General features: G+C 44.8%; 14 protein-coding genes. 3 read left to right on the top strand and 11 right to left on the bottom strand.

The features are described from left to right. Nucleotides 1–9: 9 nt before the first annotated feature. The 3 genes from GTH32_RS05915 to GTH32_RS05905 are packed head-to-tail and all read right to left on the bottom strand — an operon-like array spanning nucleotide 10 to nucleotide 5,473. The gene (locus GTH32_RS05915; RefSeq protein ID WP_246223155.1) at nucleotides 10–948 is read right to left on the bottom strand and encodes a DUF547 domain-containing protein; all 939 of its coding nucleotides are present in this window, start codon (nucleotides 946–948) and stop codon (nucleotides 10–12) included. A gap of 5 nt (nucleotides 949–953) precedes the next feature. After that, nucleotides 954–3,107 (bottom strand): FAD-dependent oxidoreductase, encoded by a 2,154-nt coding sequence (locus GTH32_RS05910; RefSeq protein WP_163084313.1) that lies wholly within the window; start codon nucleotides 3,105–3,107, stop codon nucleotides 954–956. A 20-nt stretch (nucleotides 3,108–3,127) separates the two neighbouring features. Then, complete coding sequence (locus tag GTH32_RS05905) at nucleotides 3,128–5,473, bottom strand: TonB-dependent receptor (RefSeq protein WP_163084312.1); 2,346 nt, start codon at nucleotides 5,471–5,473, stop codon at nucleotides 3,128–3,130. Nucleotides 5,474–5,629: 156 nt separating this feature from the next. On the opposite strand from GTH32_RS05905, the gene GTH32_RS05900 reads away from it, so the two are divergent. Next, on the top strand, nucleotides 5,630–6,055 hold the full coding sequence (locus GTH32_RS05900; protein ID WP_163084311.1) for a hypothetical protein: 426 nt from the start codon (nucleotides 5,630–5,632) through the stop codon (nucleotides 6,053–6,055). Between the two features lie 4 nt (nucleotides 6,056–6,059). On the opposite strand, the gene GTH32_RS05895 is transcribed toward GTH32_RS05900, so the two are convergent. Then, nucleotides 6,060–6,524 carry an EVE domain-containing protein gene (locus GTH32_RS05895; protein ID WP_163084310.1) on the bottom strand — a complete coding sequence of 155 codons (465 nt, stop codon included), beginning with the start codon at nucleotides 6,522–6,524 and terminating at the stop codon, nucleotides 6,060–6,062. Between the two features lie 193 nt (nucleotides 6,525–6,717). Between GTH32_RS05895 and GTH32_RS05890 the strand changes: the two genes are divergently transcribed. Then, nucleotides 6,718–8,979, top strand: coding sequence for a YgiQ family radical SAM protein (locus GTH32_RS05890; protein WP_163084335.1), 2,262 nt, complete (start codon nucleotides 6,718–6,720; stop codon nucleotides 8,977–8,979). A gap of 161 nt (nucleotides 8,980–9,140) precedes the next feature. On the opposite strand, the gene GTH32_RS05885 is transcribed toward GTH32_RS05890, so the two are convergent. The 7 genes from GTH32_RS05885 to ahpC form a co-directional block, all read right to left on the bottom strand. Further along, complete coding sequence (locus GTH32_RS05885; protein ID WP_163084309.1) at nucleotides 9,141–9,551, bottom strand: hypothetical protein; 411 nt, start codon at nucleotides 9,549–9,551, stop codon at nucleotides 9,141–9,143. 83 nt (nucleotides 9,552–9,634) lie between these two features. Beyond that, nucleotides 9,635–11,278, bottom strand: coding sequence for a S41 family peptidase (locus GTH32_RS05880; protein ID WP_163084334.1), 1,644 nt, complete (start codon nucleotides 11,276–11,278; stop codon nucleotides 9,635–9,637). A 157-nt stretch (nucleotides 11,279–11,435) separates the two neighbouring features. Beyond that, entirely contained in the window at nucleotides 11,436–11,915 is a 480-nt protein-coding gene (locus GTH32_RS05875) for a cupin domain-containing protein (protein ID WP_163084308.1), read from the bottom strand. 195 nt (nucleotides 11,916–12,110) lie between these two features. Continuing rightward, nucleotides 12,111–13,574 (bottom strand): PepSY domain-containing protein, encoded by a 1,464-nt coding sequence (locus GTH32_RS05870; RefSeq protein WP_163084307.1) that lies wholly within the window; start codon nucleotides 13,572–13,574, stop codon nucleotides 12,111–12,113. 8 nt (nucleotides 13,575–13,582) lie between these two features. Further along, nucleotides 13,583–14,125: a hypothetical protein gene (locus tag GTH32_RS05865; RefSeq protein WP_163084306.1), complete on the bottom strand. Its 543-nt coding sequence runs from the start codon at nucleotides 14,123–14,125 to the stop codon at nucleotides 13,583–13,585. Nucleotides 14,126–14,428: 303 nt separating this feature from the next. After that, a complete protein-coding gene (gene ahpF, locus GTH32_RS05860; RefSeq protein WP_163084305.1) occupies nucleotides 14,429–16,018 on the bottom strand; it encodes an alkyl hydroperoxide reductase subunit F in 1,590 nt (529 codons plus the stop codon). A gap of 141 nt (nucleotides 16,019–16,159) precedes the next feature. Beyond that, on the bottom strand, nucleotides 16,160–16,717 hold the full coding sequence (gene ahpC, locus GTH32_RS05855; protein WP_425482360.1) for an alkyl hydroperoxide reductase subunit C: 558 nt from the start codon (nucleotides 16,715–16,717) through the stop codon (nucleotides 16,160–16,162). Nucleotides 16,718–17,538: 821 nt separating this feature from the next. Here ahpC and GTH32_RS05850 point away from each other — a divergent pair. Beyond that, the gene (locus tag GTH32_RS05850; RefSeq protein ID WP_163084303.1) at nucleotides 17,539–20,106 is read left to right on the top strand and encodes an ExeM/NucH family extracellular endonuclease; all 2,568 of its coding nucleotides are present in this window, start codon (nucleotides 17,539–17,541) and stop codon (nucleotides 20,104–20,106) included. Nucleotides 20,107–20,112 lie beyond the last annotated feature (6 nt).

Below are 20,112 nucleotides of genomic sequence, written 5' to 3'. Positions count from 1 at the left end.
TGCGCTGAATTACTTAGTGTCATTTAACGCCCAGTTATACTCAGTATATTTCACTTCAAAAGCGTCGTTTGCGAGCTTTTTAACCTGTAAAGGCGTTAGCGACAAAGTATTAGCATATAAAGCAATAAATGCTTGAACACTGTGTGCTCCTTGGAAGCCTTTCTCAAAATCTTCGTGATACCAGTCGAATATCTTTGATAGATACAGCACCTTATCAGTGATGTCGTTGCGGCTTTGATCGGCCAAAAAAAGACGGGTTTGTTCATCGAGTTGCGACTCTAGCGCATCTTCGGTATACGCTTCTTGTCTTAATGAAGGACACCCTACGCTGGCACAGTTCACTGCAAAATGAATGCGTGGTTCGTTATACCTATCATCTTTACGAATAAGCGTATGCTCAATGTCATCTAAGGTATAGATTTCACCCAATAACGGGGCAATCTTTTGCTTCCAAGGCGATGAAAAGAAACCACCTATATCTCTTATCGACTCAATTTCACCATAGTGTTCAAGAATAAGCGCCAAGGTATAGCCATTATAGGCATTAATCAAAAATGCTAGCTGCTTGGGCTGACTCCATTCATCGAATTCATCTTTATCAATAGCGGCTAACGAGGAAAGGTATTGATCGAGTTTCACTTTTTCCAGTGCTAAACCACTATAGTCTACTTGCGTACTAAAACCATCGTCAGTAGGTTTAACATGCGAAGCTAATAATTCACTAAAAGGAGTATGTAATGTTTGTCCCCAAGAAGGGGGCGCCATCATTACAAATAACACTGCGGTTAGCCCCTTAACAATGGCCTTCATTGGCGTTACCTGGTGTGTTAGCCTGGCGTTTAAGCACAGCTTCGCCTTTGCTTTCGCCAAAACACGTACATTTAACAACATGCAGAACCGAAGTTTAGTATTTTCGAAAAAAGTGAGTGACGATATTAACCAACTCATTTTACTTACCCTCGGCGCCAAGTATGAAATTTCTCAACATAGCTCAGTAACTTTTCAGGCGCATTGGCACGCTTCCAATTCCCAGCAGCATATTTAGCACCTTCAGCCCACGTTGGATAGGCGTGGATAGTCCCCAAGATTTTGTTTAGCCCTAAACCATGTTTCATCGCAATCACAAACTCTGCTAATAAATCGCCTGCATGTTCAGATACTATAGTTACACCAAGTATCTTATCTTTCCCTGGTGGGGTGAGCACTTTGATAAATCCATTGCGCGCGCTTTCCGCTACTGCTCTATCAAGTTCAGCAAATTCATAGCGGGTTACTTCTATTTCTATGCCCTGCTCTTTAGCTTCGGTTTCGTTAATACCTACCCTCGCTACCTCAGGGTCGATAAAGGTAGTCCAGGGGATCACGCTGTAATCCACTTTAAATTTCTTGAAACTGCCAAATAGAGCGTTCACCGCGGCATACCATGCCTGGTGTGAGGCTACATGGGTAAACTGGTATGGCCCCACTACGTCGCCGGCGGCAAAAATATTTGGCAATAGTGTTTGCAGATATTCATCGGTTTCTATGGTCTTATCAAATTGAATACCAAGCTCCTCAAGACCGAAGCCATTAAGCCGCGCTTTGCGTCCTACCGCTATAATAACCTCATCGTATGCGAGTGCATGTTCCTCACCATCTTTAGTTACCACTAATATTTTAGCGTTTTCCTGTCGTTCGAAACGGGTAGCTTTGTGCTCTGTTAACACAGTAACGCCGCTTTCGCGCAACACCGACTCTGCATATTCTGCAACATCGGCATCTTCACGTCCCATAAGACGAGGGGCAAGTTCAACTTGAGTGACTTCACTGCCTAAACGGGCAAAAGCCTGGGCTAATTCGCAACCTATTGGCCCCCCCCCTAAAACGATAAGTTTTTTAGGTGCATCTTCAAGGTGGGAAAATTTAGACCACAACGTATCCGAGGTAACATATTCACTATTATCGATACCAGGAAGGTTAGGTACAAAGGGACTTGCGCCTGTGGCTACTACAATATTTTTGGTGGTGAGCGTTTTTACACCGCCGTCATTGAGCTTAATCTCCACGCGCCATGGGTCGATAATTTTGGCATATCCTTTAACCACATCTACCCCCAAATTAGTATAGCGCTCTACGCTATCATTCGGCGCAATCGCGGCGATAACTTCATGCACCCGCGACATAACCTTTTTAAACGACATTCCAGGTGTGGTGGGCTCAAGACCGTATCGCTGTGCATGGCGCATTTGATTTGCAACTTTGGCGGTTTTTATTATTGCTTTACTGGGCACGCACCCGTAATTAAGACAATCTCCCCCCATTTCACCCGCTTCAACCAACGTAACTTTGGCTTTCACTGCCGCAGCTATATAGCTGGTAACCAAACCACCGGCGCCGCCCCCGATAACCACTAAATTGCGATCAAACTTGGTTGGTTTATTATACCCTTTATAAACCCGACGACGGTTGACTAGCCCCACAATCCCTTTGGCAATCCACGGGAAAATACCCAGCAAAACAAATGAAAATATAAGCCCTGGAGAAACAATACCTGACAAGCTATCTATTTGAGCCAACTGCGTACCCGCATTCACATACACCACTGTGCCTGCTAGCATCCCCACCTGACTCACCCAATAAAATGTCCACGTTTTAATAGACGTAAGCCCCATTAATAAGTTGATTAGGAAAAAGGGAAACACGGGTACAAGACGCAAAGTGAAGAGGTAAAATGCGCCTTGCTTCTCTACACCTTTGTCTATTTTGTTTAGCTTTTCTTTAAACTTGTTACGTACAGTGTCTCGTAAAATAAACCGGGCCACTAAAAACGCAAGAGTAGCCCCAACGCTTGAGGCAAAAGACACTATAATTAGCCCTTGTAGCAAGCCAAATAATGCTCCGGCCGCCAGTGTTAATATTGCCGCACCCGGTAACGATAATGCAGTAACGGCCACATAAATTGCAAAGAAGACGGCAATACTTACTACGGGGTTTTGCGCAATTTGCGTCTGGAAAGTCTCCAACGAGCTTTTCATTCCCTGTAACGTTAAATAACTATTTAGATCAAAGTAAAAAAAACTAAATATAGCCGCGGCAATAACCGCTAAAAGCGCAATTTTTTTAAACATATAACTATCCTTTTTTGCGCTTAAAACGCATATTGCATGGTTAACTGAAGGTGTCTAGGCAAATTAGGCATTACCAACGTTGCGCCAAAATACCCTCCTTCAAAGAGCGGCTGCCAATTTTCCTCGTCGGTCACATTAATCATATCTGCTGAAACCCTTAGATCATCTGTCACCTGATAATGTGCATTTAAATCTAGTGTGTACTGGTCACGAATTTTAACGGTTTGCAAAAAGTCTAGCGGGAAAGACTTGGTATACAACGCGCTTGCCCCTACCGCCAGGTCATCGGTCATTTGCCACCCCACATTTAAGGAGGCCAACTGAGGCGGAATTCCCTGCACCTGGCTATCGGAGGGAGAGAATGCAGCAAAGGAAGGGGAGCCTACCCCTGTACCTTCAATAATATCAGGGCGACTATTGTCAAAAGCATCGGTAATTTGCGCAGTATCTTGAAATGCAGCCGAATTATCAAACCGAGCGTCGAGATAGCTGTAAGCTGCACTTACCCAAACATCGTCGCCTTGATAAAACAGTTGAAGCTCTGCGCCTTGGGTTTTTACACCGCTGTTACTGCCATCGCGGTTGCGCAAGCTACGGGTTTGGTCAAACACAGACGCTTCGGCATACCAATGGCTATTAGGCGTATACTTTACACCAATTTCATAGAGAGTATTTTCGGTTGCAAAATTTAGCGCATCAATTTCATTGTTGCTGCCTAAAACAGTCCCCCCTGCCATGCTATTTGACGTAGCATCATTTTCAGAATAGGCCGCATAAAGGTTGGTTGTACTGTTTAGCGCATAAAGTACGCTTAATTGAACGCTTGTCAGCGTGTCATGGTAAGTATCAAAGGCCGCATCAACGCCATTTGGCGCGAGGGGATCCTGTGCTTTTACATCGTAATAATCGGCCCGTACCCCGGCTATGGTAGAGAGTTTGTCCGTCCATTGAGATCGCTGCTGTAAGGCAAAACCTGTCTGCCACGATGTTGAATCTGTGGTATCGGATAAGTTGAAATCACCGACGCCATCACCGTTTAAATCGTACTGAGCTCCCGGGGATACGTACACGCCTGGGCGAAGCTCTATTAAACGGGCTTTTTGTTCTTCTGTTAAGGGAATTTCTCGGTTGCTAAGAGGCCCCGTTAAATCAATGGGATTATCAGCTTCAGTGGTAAACTGACTATACCCTAATACACTATTATACCGCAGCGCTAGCCCTACTGTTGTGGTCTGCGTCTGTGACCAGCGATAATCAAGTTCACTACGATTTTCAAATGTATGTGCCCCGTCAATAATTTCGACGAAGCTGTTTTGGGCTATTTCTTCACGGGAGAGATATTGATAATAAGATAGATTTCTAATTTGCACATTATCAGCATACTGATACACAAGGTTACTACGAACTACTGTGGTATCTGCACCATTAATGTCATCAGGGTTAGTGAACACGCGATTACGTGGGATCACCACTTCACCGGTAGGAGAAATAATAGCACCTGCACCTGGGATGGCACTGCCATTGTCTTGAACGCCCTGGCCGGTTATGTAGACGCCATTATCAATTAAATCTTGAGTAGGACGATTGATGCCAGCATTATCAGGGTATTTGGTATCATAATACTCAGCGCTTATATCCCAAGTAAACGCCTGATTTGGGGTGTAACGATACGCGATAAAAAGATTACTACTTTGTCGGTTGGCGTAATCGTAAAAGCTGCCATGATCAAGATATTCAGCGCTCACCCTAATACCACTTTTGTCTTCTTCTATCGCAGTACCATAGTCAACGAGTGCCGAATACTGATCCCAGCGACCTGCACGCACTGTCACCTTACCTTGGCTTTGTCGCGTAGGAGCAACTTTAGTTTGCAAGTTCACAAACCCACCATTGCGTTGGGTGCTACCAAAAAGCACTGGCGAGGGACCCTTTACGACATCAATCTGTTCCACACTATTAAAAGATAAAGGTAAGCCGAAACCGTTATTACCGGCTTGTCGACGCACCCCATCTTGGAATAACTCACCTAACTGACCGCGTATGCTCGGCAAACTTGGTGTACCAAAACCACTGGATGCGTATGCATTTGGCGCTGCCTTAACAATGTCGTGCAAGTCATTTATATTCAGTGCATCTAACGCCTCACTTGATAGCGAGGTTACGGAGCGCGGCGTTTTTGCCACAGTTAATCCAGCACCAAATAACCCCTTCACCTGGTTATCGCTTGGGTTTATGCCTCCTATGGCGGTCGCATTCCCTTTTACTTCTACCACTTCAATGTCGGTGGGTGCTACTTGTTGCGCGACGACCCCTTGATTGACTGCAATAGCAAGAGTGCTAATAGCCAAGCCGATACCTTTATTCATATCTACTTCCGTTTTTAGTTCTTATTCGACAAGACCGATACGCTGTTAAAAAAATTTCAGAACACTTTTAATTTTTCAATCTTGAAAATAATTGAAATTTATTTTTTGAACACTCGTTCTATACTAGTTCAATTAAACGCATTACCTGGAGCCTTTATGGAACACACAACCTCCCCTTCCTCTCACCCTATTGAAGTAAGACTAAGCTGGGCCCTTCTTTCTTTAAGGGTTACCGTATTTATCGTGATGTTTGTTTGGACCCTCGATAAATTTGTCAATCCTTCTCACGGTATGGCTATATTTGAAAAATTCTATGGCGTAGGGGGCGTTACGGAAATGGCGGTGTATATTTTGGGCGCGTTTCAATTGGCCCTGGTGTTCGCCTTTTTAGCCGGGATTGCAAAACGCTATACCTATGGCCTCATCTTTGTTTTGCATGGTGGTTCAACTTTAGCCTCGTTTGCGCAATATTTTGATGCTTTCAACCATCTACTCTTTTTTGCTGCTTGGCCAATGTGGGCTGCTTGCTTCGCGTTATACTTACTGCGCGACGCCGACACCCGTTTTGTTATAGGCAAATAAAATGTTAACGAGTGGCCGCCATATACAAGCGCTGCCACTCAGTTTCGGTTACTGGCATGATAGAAAGCCGGCCGCCTTTTTTAACTAAAGCAATCTCGGTAATATCAGGCATTGCTTTAATCGAGGAAAGCGTCAGCACATCTTTAAATTTCTCAACAAACTTAACATCCACCCTATACCATCTTGGCATATCTAAAGATGATTTTGGGTCGTAATAGTTAGACTCTGGGTTAAACTGAGTACTATCTGGATACCCTTCTCTCACCACTTCCGCTACGCCCGCAATGCCCACTTTTTTGCAACTTGAGTGATAGATAAAGACCTTGTCGCCCATAGTAACCTTATCGCGTAAAAAGTTTCGGGCTTGGTAATTACGCACACCATCCCATGGTTCCGTTTGATTTGGACGGGAGGCGAGATCATCTATAGAAAATGCATCAGGTTCAGTTTTAAATAGCCAGTACGCCATAAGTATGACCTTTGTATGTTTAAGTACACTAGCCCTTTAGTATACAAAGGCCACTAATTTAATAACAGCGCTATACCTTCGCTAGCCGCAAACTGCTATAATAAAGGAACATGTCTTGGTGCTCACGCTTGTAGATGCGAATCGTCGGCTTACGCACAGACCCCTATTTCCTTTATTTCTATGTGTGAATGTTATGCAAGCCACCATTAAGGCCGATCGCGGCCTCTTTTCCTATCCTAAATATTGGCCACATTGTCTTGGTACGGCCCCCTTCTTACCTATGTCTAAAGAAGAAATGGACGCATTGGGCTGGGATAGTTGCGACGTTATCTTAGTTACCGGCGATGCGTACGTTGATCACCCAAGTTTCGGTATGGCGGTGATTGGCCGCGTATTAGAAGCCCATGGCTTTAGAGTGGGGATAATTTCTCAGCCCGACTGGAAAAGCAAAGACGACTTTATGAAACTGGGGAAGCCCAATCTTTATTTTGGCGTAACCGCGGGCAACATGGATTCGATGATTAACCGCTATACATCAGATAAAAAGCTACGGCACGATGACGCGTATACTGCGGGCAATGTAGGCGGCAAACGGCCAGATAGGGCCGTTACCGTGTATGCACAGCGATGCCGCGAAGCATTTAAAGGTGTGCCTGTTATTGCCGGTGGCATTGAAGCCAGTTTGCGACGCATTGCCCATTATGATTACTGGAGCGAAAAAGTACGTCGCTCGGTTTTATTTGACTCAAAAGCGGATATGCTGTTTTTTGGAAATGCAGAGCGCCCTCTGGTGGAAGTTACCCACCGTTTGGCGGCAGGAGAAGATATCGCTGATATTAAAGATATTCGCGGTACCGCTATTATTGTAAAAGAAGCGCTTCCTGAGTGGCAGGGCGTCGACTCTACTTCTTTGGATAGACCGGGTAAAATCGATCCGATCCCAAGTCCTTATCAAATGGAACCCGAGTGCGATTCGAAAGATAACAACAATGCAAGCAGTGAAGCGCCCGCTGCTGCACCTATTGTTATTCAACCACCGCAAAAAGAGAAAGAGAAGCGCAAGCCGTGGGAAAACGTGTACGTTAAACTGCCAGCATATGAGACGGTAAAGGATAACAAAACATTATATGCCCACACTTCCCGAATACTGCACCAAGAAACTAATCCGGGGTGTGCACGAGCATTAATGCAGCGCCATGGCGATCGACATATTTGGATAAATCCACCGGCCATGCCGCTGGAAACCGAAGAAATGGATGCGGTATTTGATTTGCCCTACCAACGCGTGCCTCACCCTGTGTATGGCGATGCTAAAATTCCTGCCTACGACATGATACGTTTTAGTATAAACATTATGCGTGGGTGTTATGGCGGCTGCACATTCTGTTCAATAACTGAGCACGAAGGACGCATTATTCAAAGCCGTTCTGAAGATTCCATAATTCGGGAAATTGAGCAGATCCGCGATACCGTACCCGGATTCACTGGCGTTATTTCAGATCTTGGTGGGCCAACCGCCAACATGTATCGACTGCGTTGTAAAAGCCCGAAAGCGGAAGCCACCTGCCGACGCCCTTCGTGTGTGTATCCGAGCATCTGTGCGCATATGGATACCGACCATAAACCCACCATCGACTTATATCGGCGAGCGCGTAATTTACCTGGTATCAAGAAAGTTCTTATCGCCTCTGGGGTCCGCTACGACTTAGCGGTGGAAGACCCTGAATACGTAAAAGAGTTAGCCCTGCATCATGTAGGCGGCTATTTAAAAATTGCGCCTGAGCATACCGAAGATGGTCCTTTATCTAAAATGATGAAGCCAGGTATGGGAAGCTACTATCAGTTTAAGCAGTTGTTCGATAAGTACTCACAAGAAGCAGGAAAGAAGCAGTATCTTATTCCTTATTTTATCGCCTCTCACCCGGGCACCACTGATGAAGATATGTTAAACCTCGCCATTTGGCTTAAAGAAAATAAATTTAAGCTTGATCAGGTTCAAAACTTCTACCCATCGCCTATGGCTACCGCAACCACTATGTACCATACCGAAGTGAATTCACTAAGGAAGGTAACTAAAGAAAGCGAAGAAGTGCCTTCGGCAAAAGGTGAAATCCATCGCCGCTTGCACAAAGCAATGCTGCGCTACCACGATCCGAAGAACTTCGCCCAAATTCGTGAAGCGCTTTTAAAAATGGGGCGTGAAGACCTAATTGGCCGTGGCCCCCAGCATTTGGTTCCACCTGAATCTGCCAACGAAAAGCGTCAAAAAGCAAGTAAAGGCCGTAGAGGTGAGCGTGCATTAACGAAACACACTGGGCTGCCACCTAGTTTCCAGGGTAAAGGAAAATACACGGGAAAAGCTAACAACAAGGGAACAAGCAAGCCAAGTGGTAAAACACAAGGTCAGTCAAATAAACGACATAATACTAAAGCCACGGGTGCAGGCCCAAAATAAGCATTAATTAAAAAGAGATGCAAATAAAACCGCGCTTAATAGTATAAAAACGCCGTGTAGTACTAGGTAACTACGCGGCGTTTTCGTTTTGTCTTTAATTTAAGTGAGTCAGACAGGGCTGTTTTGTTCATTTTTGCACGGGGTAACAGCTAACCTTGTGTTCAGTGCGGGCTAACAAGTGCTCTACATTTTACCGCTGGCAGTGCGATTTCGGCCTTCGTGTCATCGTTGCGTAAATAACAAGTATCTGCGGCCTTTACTAACGAAAAGCTCATTACCGCATTGTTGTGCCTACCATCAATAACAAGTCCGCGGTCATCGAGGAAGGGTTGACGCCCTATGGTAATGGTTGATTGCTCCATAAAAACAGTGTCTGCAAGAGTGACCTTCTTGCCACCCATAAATTCACTGATTGCGGCCGCTATCGCTCGCTTTTGCGATTCATCATTATCAATACGCTGCGCATAGAAACGCTCAGCCTCTACTGCCATACTTTTACAACCTGCCGTGGCGATTAACAATAATAATGGCAATATGAATGGTACGTGTACTTTGGTAAACACCGACTTCATTACTCCCTCCCCACTACTGCTTCACGCATTAATATAGACATAGTCATTGCTTCTTTGTTTCTACCCTCTTGGTAGCTAATTCCCTACTTAGGTGCATTTATGGGCACTAAAATTTTATTCTGCAAAAAAATTGACGATTTAAGCGCATCTGGCCGTTTTATTGATAGCCCGTCTTTGTGTTGCCCAGCGGCCCTCTCAAACGCGTTGCCCGCCAATGTAGTGGCTGGACATGCGCCAGTAGATGCATGGGCTAATGCTGCGAAAAGCATGCCCTCATTTACATCGCCTAGCGCATGACTGAAGTCATCAGGAACAATACAGCCAGGCACTTCATATTCGAAACTAGGTGAGGAAGAAGGGATAAACCCATCGGCGTAGTCGCCAAACCCTTTTTCGTTTACCCCCTGAAATTGGATACTAAAGTAAGTTGTTCCACAATTATCTGTGGGATAAAAACCATACGGCTTGCCGCAAGTTGGCGTGCCTATTTGTACTACCTCAAGGTTAATACCCCGCAAGGCATTAATAACGGCTTCACTGGCTGAGCAGGTAGTCCCTGTAGTAATAACATAGAGTTTAGTAAGCGATACGCTAGGTAACAGGGTGTTTGTGAGCAGCCCTGCTGCGTAATCAATTTCGTATTGATAAAAAGGCGTGGGCTGAATTTCAACGCCGGTTATTGGATCTACTTCGGGGTGCTTATCATTAAATTGCAACGTCTCAAACGCCATGTTATTGGTTTGATTTGGGCCAGCGACCATGTAAGACAACTGCGACGCTAAAGCAAGCAGGCCCCCGCCGTTATAGCGTAAATCAATGACTAACTCTGTGATATTTTCATCTATAAACGTATTGAAAGACGCGATGAGTTCACTTTGTGCCGTACGAATAAAAGTATTAAATTGAAAGTATCCGGTTTTTCCCGCTGCCCCGTCAATCACCGTTACATTTTGTACCGGCGACACCACAATATCTTGGGAAGTAAGCGTTACGTTTAACGTGCTACCATCAATAAGAGCAAATTCAAAAACAGCGGTTTCACCGCTTTGCGAAGGAAAAAGCGCTTGGTTTAACGCATCTACACCTTCCTGGGTGTTGTTATTAACGAAATCCACATTATTGACCCGCAACAAAGATGCCCCTCGGGGTACGCCTGCCAAGGCTGCGGGTGAATTGGGTTCGGTATAACGCACCAGCAGCTGACGAGGCGGCACACTACTTATAAACTCCCAAGAGAAACCATAGGAAGCGGTAACCCCTGTTTGCGCCAAGGTATTGTATTCGTCGGTAGACTGGGAAAAGTGGAAGTTATCTTTCGCAGAACCAGAGGGTGTAACGCCGTTGGTTTTTAGCTGGGCAAAGTAACTCGCTACAGTAAAATCGGCGGGGTTATTATCATCAACTTCGTCATACCAAAGGTAGGTATTATTGGTCCACGAGCGCATCCACATTTTTTCTTCAAACGCGGAGCCTTCTACATCAGGATACGAGGCGCCGGTGAAAGGGTCTACTCCTGAACGGGGTGTGGCACAACGGCCAGCAAAGTTAGACGCTCCTTCGAAGACACCCGGTTCCCAGGTGATACCTTGTGATGTTTCGGGGGCTAATGGCGTGGTAGGCGACACCGACTTATCATTTGTATTGCTTGAACCACTGCCACCACAGCCATTTACACCCCCTATTGAAATCATAATCAGCAGGGCCATTCGAAGGGTAGACACTTTCATTACATTCACACCCTCTCCTTGTGCAAAATTTCAGTTAGCATTTTTACCTCGCTTATGCGACGAAAAGTTGTCTTAGCGCTATTTATTGTTGGAAATCACACTGCCGTACCTTAGCAAGCTTTCGCACCTAGATCTGCTCAAGTTTATGTAACAATACTTACTTGTCTAGCGTTTCTTTCGGTTTTTTAACCGCCGTAACCCCCGCACTTTGCCATTTGAATACCACAAAAACTAACGCTTCGCTGCCGGTATTTTTGACGCCGTGGCTATCCCATGGCGCGGCATAAAGGAGATCGCCTGCCTCTGCTTTAAATACCTCGCCTTTTACACTCCATTCTCCTTCTCCCTGCGTAACTAATAGAAACTCTTCATCAGAATGCCTATGAGGCGGGTGGATTTCTTTGCCTGCATTTAGCACTGCCATACCCACTAACGATTGCGTGGTACCTACCGTGGCGTCATTATAATATTGGTAAAATATCCAGCCATCACCTTGCTCAGTTGCCGCCTTTTGCTGAGGCAATACAAAACTAGACATATCTTGCGCTTGTGTGCAAAGGGGTATTAAACCTACCCACATAAATAAACCCAGCGCCCCTATGCAAAGGCCTCTTTTACGTATCTGTGTACTCTTCATTTTATCTCCTCTTCTCGCCGCCCAAATGTCTAAACGTACGCGCCATAAGAAAGCGCTTTCTTATTAAACTAGGTCAAGTGGATGTTAATTTCAATTCAGTGGAGGAACGGATTGTGTAAAAAGTGAAATGTGCGAAGGAGCACACCCCGAGGGAAACGCGAGCCCCGCTTAAGCAGGGCACATTCGGTAATACAACTAAGCAGGGGTTTGTTGGGCTGGAGAACCGGATTGTGCTTTTGCACTCGGCGCCATACGTTCGCGTTTTAATAAGGTATTAGCGCGGTATAAACTCCAGCAAACATATACTGCCATGGGAATATTTAGCTGAAGAGAGGCAATAGTGACACTCGCTGTAGTATGCACTATCAGATAAAATACAAGGAGCCCCAATACGCTTATACCCGAAATCATTAGCCATACGGATTTACTTAGCCCTTTCATTGCCACCGTTAAAGCAGTATTCACTACCATAAGACACCAGAATACGACAGTCAGTGAGCCTGAATAGAACATATCGGTAATGGCAGTTAAGGCAAGTGCACTTACACTGCCCCACACCACGCTATACCACAACCTGGTCGCTAATACTGGGTGCCCCTTTTTAGATAACCAAATTTCCATGCCCGATACGCATAGCATGGTCATCATTATTCCCAGTACAAAGTAAAGCCATTTGCTTGTCATGCCCGCAAAATCGCCGAAGTGCAGGCGGTAAACCGACCACGCAAGCTGCTTGCCCCATTCGCCAAATTCGTAACCCGCAACACCCACATAATTTCCTTGGGTATCAAATCGGTAACTTTCCGCATATATCATGCGATTTGGCGCTTTGGCGTAAATTTCAATAAATTGCTCTGGTGCACCTACTTCGTGAACCGTGAGAAACAAAGGCGTCTTTTCGGGTGCCAATGTTTGCATTTGTGCAAATGCTTTACCAATCTCAGGTTTGCCGACTTGAGGCGCGAGTATGGGGTCTGGGGTAAATATTTGATCCATCACCGCCTGTCTATCGCCGCCATAATTTACTTGCGCAACCACTGCCATTACTACCATAGCCAAGCCAAAGTAAACGCCGGTTATAGCAATCACCATGTGAAAAGGTGAGGCCCACAAACCAAACCTATTGTGCAAGTCAATTTGACTTTGTTGGCCATTACCGCCGCGGCGAAACTTAAAAGCATCACGGCTTATACGTTTGTGCGCAACTATTCCAGTAATGATAAGCGTGCAAAGAATAGCACCAAGTGCGCTAACTAAAATCATGCCCCAGCTGTGAGGTAAATTTAAATACAGATGCAAATCAACCAGCATCTCTGTAAATGAGACACTTTCTTTTTCTATCAGATTACCTTCTTGATCAGCAAAATACGCACTATGGTCGTTTTCAACCACAAGCCGAGGTATATCTGAGGTGGGAAAAACCACAAATAAATGATGAGATTCTTGTGGGTTTTGAGTTAAAAATGTGTCCATCGCTTTTTCGATAGTTGCGGGTGTCACACTCTCCATTTCTTGAATATGCGGCTGTTCCCAGCGCTCAAATTCGAAATGAAACACCGCAATCGTTCCCGAAAGACAAACTAAAAATAATAAAACACTAAGAAAAACGCCGGCCCAGCTATGCGCTCGCAAGGCATTTTGTTTGGTTACTTTATTCACAACTTTACCTACTGCGACATGGGAACAAACGTTAAAACAATGATACCTATAACCAAAGCCACTAAATAAACGCTTAAGGCCGCAACTTTGTTTGCAGCAGCTAAATAGTGGTAGGCGGCTAGCCCCCAAAGGATAGGTAGCAACACAATAGCAATAGCGAGTTGACCGGTAAGACTAAAAGGCAATAACGCACACACCGCTAATGTAATAGACACACTTGCTGCCATTAAAACGCCCATAACCACAACAAAATGCCCTATGTGTGTAACAAGGGTTTTAGTAGAAAAGTCGAGTTTTCTGGGCGACGGAATACGCGTCGATTTCGGCAGGTAGCTTTGATTTTTTAAAATAAATGGCCACACCAAACAGGCGGGTAAACAAAGACCATAAAGGACACCGAATTCCCAACCCTGTGCATATGACCACCAAATGCACGCAAAGACCCAAAGGACTACCCCAAAGTAAAAAACACCGGCCGATTGAACCCGCCAACTTCGATACACTGTCATTAATGCAGCCAGCGTTAAACCGCCTGCAGCGTAAGTGAGCATAACTTACCTATTTGTTATTATAAGTCCACCCATGCAGTTATTTAATAAAACACAGGTGCAGCTTTCAGTTAGTTTTGGCAAATACGCTTAGAAGACAATTAATATTATCCCCGCTTAAAAAGATTCTGCGTATTTTTCCTCTCTTTTATTAGCTGCGTTTGGAGAACGCACTAGTAGCAATAAATTTAACAAAATTACACGGTAATGAAAATAACAATTGTTATTATTTATAAATTTTAATTACCCACAAAAAAAAGCTGGTAGCTTTCGCTTACCAGCTTTTATTTCTTTTAGGTCTGAGACTTAGGCTGCCGCACTTTCCTCTTCAGCCTCGATAACTTCATGGCTAAGTAGGTACTCAAATGCAGCTAGCGATGCTTTAGCGCCCTCACCCATTGAGATAACAATTTGCTTATACGGCACTGTTGTTACGTCGCCAGCGGCGAAAATTCCGGCTTCTGACGTGTTACATTTTTCGTCAACAACAATTTCACCATATTGGGTCATTTCAACCACGTCTTTCATAAACTGACTGTTTGGCACCAAACCAATTTGGACAAACACGCCCGCCAACTCAAGGGTGTGTACCTCGTTAGTGCTTCTATCTTGGTACTCGATAGCATTCACTTTGCCATTTTCAGCGAGGATCTGGCGCGTGGCCGCATTCTTGATAATGGTGATATTGTCACGCTTTTCAGCCTGGTCGATAAGCACCTGATCGGCCTTAAGTGTCGGCATAAATTCAAATACTGTGACCGATTTAACAATGCCCGCCAAATCAAGGGCAGCTTCAATTCCAGAGTTACCGCCCCCTATTACTGAAACATCTTTGCCTTTAAAGAAAGGACCATCGCAGTGCGGACAATAAGCAACGCCGTTACCCACATTTTCACGCTCACCAGGAACGCCAAGCTCTCGCCAACGGGCACCTGTTGCCACAACAAGTGAGCGGGTTCGAATTTGTTCACCTGAAGATAGCGTTATTGTTTTAACGTTACCTTTTTCGATGTTATCGACGCGTACGTGCTCTTTAAGCGTGATGTCGTAGTCATTAACGTGCTCCATTAAATTACCTACGAGCTCTGGGCCTGTGGTCTTAGGTACAGAGATTAAGTTCTCTATTCCCATCGTATCTTTTACCTGACCGCCAAAACTTTCCGCTACCATAGTAACTTTCAGGCCTTTACGTGCGCTGTAAATAGCAGATGCTACCCCAGCAGGCCCGCCGCCAATAACAGTAACATCTTGTAGTGGCAACTGAACGCCCGTATTTGCTTCTTTTAACGATGGGTCTCGCTCAATCAATTTGTCAATAAGTGAAGCCGCATCTACTTTGCCGTTAGCGAACAATTCGCCGTTTAAGTAAACACTGGGCACACCTTGAATGTCTCGCTCGCTAATTAAGTTCTGGTATAAACCACCGTCGATCATTTCAGACGTAATATTGTCGTTTAGCAATGCGAACTGGTTAAGCGCCTGAACAACTTCAGGGCAGTTATGACAGCTAAGACTAATGAAAACTTCAAAATTAAGTTCGTCTTTAACTGCTTTAACGATAGATTTAACACTGTCGTCGACTTTAAGTTCGGTTCCCGAGGCGTGAAGAATGGCTAGAATCAGTGAGTTAAACTCATGCCCGCCTGGGATGCCTGAGAACCGGATACCGGTATCTACGCCATCGGCTTCTAGTAGAAAGCTGATTGAACTACGCAAGTTACCTTGGGTATCGCGTTCTTCTATTGATAGTTTATCGCTTACACCTGCAATGTCGGACAGAAACGACACAAGCTCAGCGCGCTTGCTGTGTTCACCAGTCTGTACGACAAAGGTTACGTTTTTTTGCATTGACTCGGTATAGCCTTTCAATGCTTGCAAAATTTCTTTAGTTAACACGGTTGTCCTGCCTTATTTTCGACATGCCGATCCCCGCCAACCATTTTTCAGGTCAACAAATAAGCGAGAATTGGAGTTTGTAAAGAAAGGGAGTGGAGAATCACTCCCTTATACTACATGGTGCTAGTGCGCAGACTAGACTTAGATCTTGCCTACTAGGTCAAGAGATGGTGCAAGTGTTGCTTCACCTTCTTTCCATTTAGCTGGGCAAACTTCACCAGGGTTATTCGCAACGTACTGAGCAGCTTTAACTTTACGAACTAGGTCATCAGCGTCACGGCCAATACCTTCAGACGTGATTTCCATTGCTTGAACGATACCTTCTGGGTCTACAACAAATGTTGCACGGTCAGCAAGTCCCATAGTTTCACGCATACAATCGAAGTTACGAGTGATTTCGCCCGTTGGGTCGCCAATCATAGCAAACTTGATCTTGTTGATAGTGTCTGAAGAATCGTGCCATGCTTTGTGCGTAAAGTGAGTATCAGTAGATACTGAGAACACTTCAACACCACGTGATTGTAGCTCTTCGTATTTATCAGCAATATCACCTAGCTCAGTAGGACATACAAAGGTGAAGTCTGCTGGGTAAAATACAAATACTGCCCACTTACCCTTGATATCTTCGCTGCTTACGTCGATAAATTCGCCGTCTTTAAATGCTGTTGCTTTAAAAGGTTTAATAGCAGTATTAATCAATGCCATGTTTAATTCTCCATTTAGTGAGTTTGTGTTTTACCGTGCGAGTAACAGAACCCTCTGCTACCCACGTAAATAACATAATGTTATCTGCGACCTCTCGATTTACTTAAAAGTTCAAACCAAGACGCCTTGAAACTGGTGATAAGAATAACGCGTTGTGCTAAGAAAAACTAATTGGTAAATTCGAACTCTTTAATCAGTTTTTACAATCAATATATCAATCATCAGTTCATTTTTTCGAACAAGAGAAATATCGCATAAATCGCCTACGCAATCAAGATTTGTCCCCTGAAATAACATGGAGCTAATTGAGAGTGATACGGCCACGCTTTAATTCCTACATCTCTTTTTACTCTATTATAACGTCTCTATATTACGTCAATACTGTAAAAGCCAAGGTATAGCGTCAAAATTTAAAGCCGCTTATTTGGCTTGCGCATACCTTCTTTCGCTCTCATTGTTCTTTTCTTAGCCACCCACGTTCGCCTCCTTAGGAGGAAAACTGTTGAACAAGTAAGCAAAAGGCCCCCTCCTTTAATGTCTCTCAATACCTGAGTAATTTATAAATTTCGTTGCTGTAAAAAAGCATAGTTAGCATTACTTATTGTCAACGATAAATATTTATGACGACACAATGACATAAGTAAACTTATTTAAAGGGGCTAATTAACTGTTTTACAGAGACTTTTATAAACGCAGCTTGAATGTAAACAAATCATTCCTACGTCGCGATTAAGCTTATAGGCTAGTGAGTAGCAAAAGTAAGACTCGGTAAATTTTCACGGGTTAAAATTAAAAATAAACACAGGGAAACACCAATGAAAACATCATTGTCTTTACTCACCGCAGGCATATTGTCTGCCTTTTCCGCGAATGCGAGTGATCTCGTTATTACCGGTGTCATCGATGGCCCACTAAGTGGCGGCGTACCAAAAGCCGTAGAGCTTTATGTCGTAAACGATATTGCTGATCTGTCTGTCTATGGATTAGGTTCTGCAAACAACGGCGGCGGCACTGACGGTGAAGAATTCACCTTCCCAGCGCAAAGCGCGTCGGCTGGCTCATATATTTATGTGGCATCGGAAACAGAAGGATTTACTGCTTTTTTCGGTAACGCGCCTGATTTTGAGTCGAGCGCCATGGGCATCAATGGCGATGACGCGGTTGAGCTTTTCGAAAACGAGGTGGTAGTAGATACCTTTGGGGATATTAATGTAGATGGTAGTGGCGAAACGTGGGATTACGCCGATGGCTGGGCATACCGTGTTAGTGGCCAAACAGCGAACTCAGGTACATTTACTGCAAGCAACTGGACTTTCAGTGGCACTGACGCATTAGATGGCGCTGATACCAATGTTGGCGCCGCTACCCCTTTCCCAGCGGGCACCTTTACTACAGAAGGTGGCGGTGAGGTTATTGTTGAACCAGAAGTACCTACCGTGGAGCTTGGTGAATGTAGCGCAGAAGCGACGCTAATCAGCGCTATCCAAGGAAGCGATGCGTCTTCAGCTGAAGTTGGCAACAGCCACATTGTTGAGGCGGTGATTACAGGTAAACGAGCAGATGGTTTCTTTATTCAAGAAGAATCAGCGGACAGTGATGGCGACGATACCACCTCTGAAGGTATTTTTGTTGATGGCAGCACTGATATTGAAGTTGGTAGTGTCATCCGTTTGTACGGTGAAGTGGGTGAAAATTACGGCCTTACCACACTAGCAATGGACGCAGATGTAACGCCAGCTGACTGTGGAACCAGTGAAGATGTTGTGGTAACTGAAGTCACTATGCCATACACGCTAGACCTTGAAACGGTTGAAGGTATGTTAGTTTCAGTAACCGATGCTACCGTAACGAGTACTAATGACTTATGGCGCTACGGCGAGATAGTCGTCAGCGACGCTATCAAACGTCAGCCTAGCGACGTAGCAGCGCCTCTTTCAGAAGCGTATCTTGAAGCAGAGGCTGAAGCCGAAGCAAGCTTACTTACTATCGAAGATGACAATAGCTCTTCATACCCAGACTTAGTTAGCTTTTTCCCTACCTTTAGTTACGCCAACCCTATTCGTATTGGCGATACAGTGTCAGCATCGGGTCCGTTGAACTACAGTTTCGGTACGTATCGCATCAACCCTACTGAAGTAATTACCGTAACATCAAGCCGTGAAGCAAGCCCTGTTATAACTGAAGGCAACTTATCGGTTGCAACGTTTAACGTATTAAACTATTTCAATGGTGAAGTAGATGAAAACGGTGACGTGACGTTCGACTACGATGCCAACCGTGGTGCAGATGACGAGACAGCCTTTGAACTTCAACAAGGTCGTATTGTTGAAGCTATCGTTGGTCTGAATGCCGACGTTGTAGGTTTAATGGAAATTGAAAACGACGGCTTTGGTGAAGACAGTGCTATTCAGGCTTTAGTGACTGCAATTAATGCTGAACTTGGCGAAACAGAGCAATACAGCTTTGTAAGCACTGCCGATGGCACAATTGTAGGAACTGACGCTATCACTGTAGGTCTTCTATACCGCGCATCGGTAGTAACGCCCAGCGGCGACGCCCAAGTGGTCGCCATGCCAGAGCAGCAAATCGATGAAGATAGCTTAGCTCGCATGCGTCCAGCTCTCGTTCAGACATTTGTTCATACTGAAAGTGAAAAATCGTTTGTTGTAGCCGTTAACCACTTTAAATCAAAAGGTTCAGAGTGTGCGGAAGACCTAGCAGAAGAAACATCAGAAATAGATACTATTCAAGGCAGCTGTAATGCGTTTCGTGTATCCGCCGCTATCACCCTAGGTGACGCGCTGAGTGATGAAAGTCTCCCTGAACGCAAACTAATACTGGGCGACTTGAACGCATATAGCGCAGAAGATCCTGTTGCCGTATTAACTGACTACAGTGCCGAAGAACGGGGCTACACCATTAAAACGGCTATCAATACAGGTATGGATGAAGGCGCATCAGTTGAAGTAGAAAGTAACTATGGATATGTTAACTTAGCCGAAGAGTTTGATGCCGATGGCTTCTCATACTGGTTCTATGGCACTGAACAAGTAGGTAGCTTAGACCATGTATTAGCTAGCCAAGCGCTCCTTGACGATGCAATAGACGGCGCGCATTGGAATATTAACTCACCAGAAGCCTATCAACTGCAGTACGACCAGGCCCTTCGTTACTATGCTGACGAAGATGGCTATGCATTTACTGATGTGGGTGCATACCGCAGCTCTGATCACGACCCATTCATAGCAACTTTCAGTCTTGAAGCTGACGTGGAAGACGTGGAAGGAGATGATACTGCTGATAACGATTCAGGCGGCTCAATGGGTTACATTCTTGCATTTATGGCAGCAATGTTAACCTTTCGCCGTCGTATTAAGAAATAAACGATT

This window comes from Alteromonas profundi, assembly GCF_010500865.1.
In the GTDB taxonomy this organism is placed as follows: domain Bacteria; phylum Pseudomonadota; class Gammaproteobacteria; order Enterobacterales; family Alteromonadaceae; genus Alteromonas; species Alteromonas profundi.
Note: the sequence above shows the minus strand (reverse complement) of the source record. Positions and strands in the feature narration are given on the sequence as shown.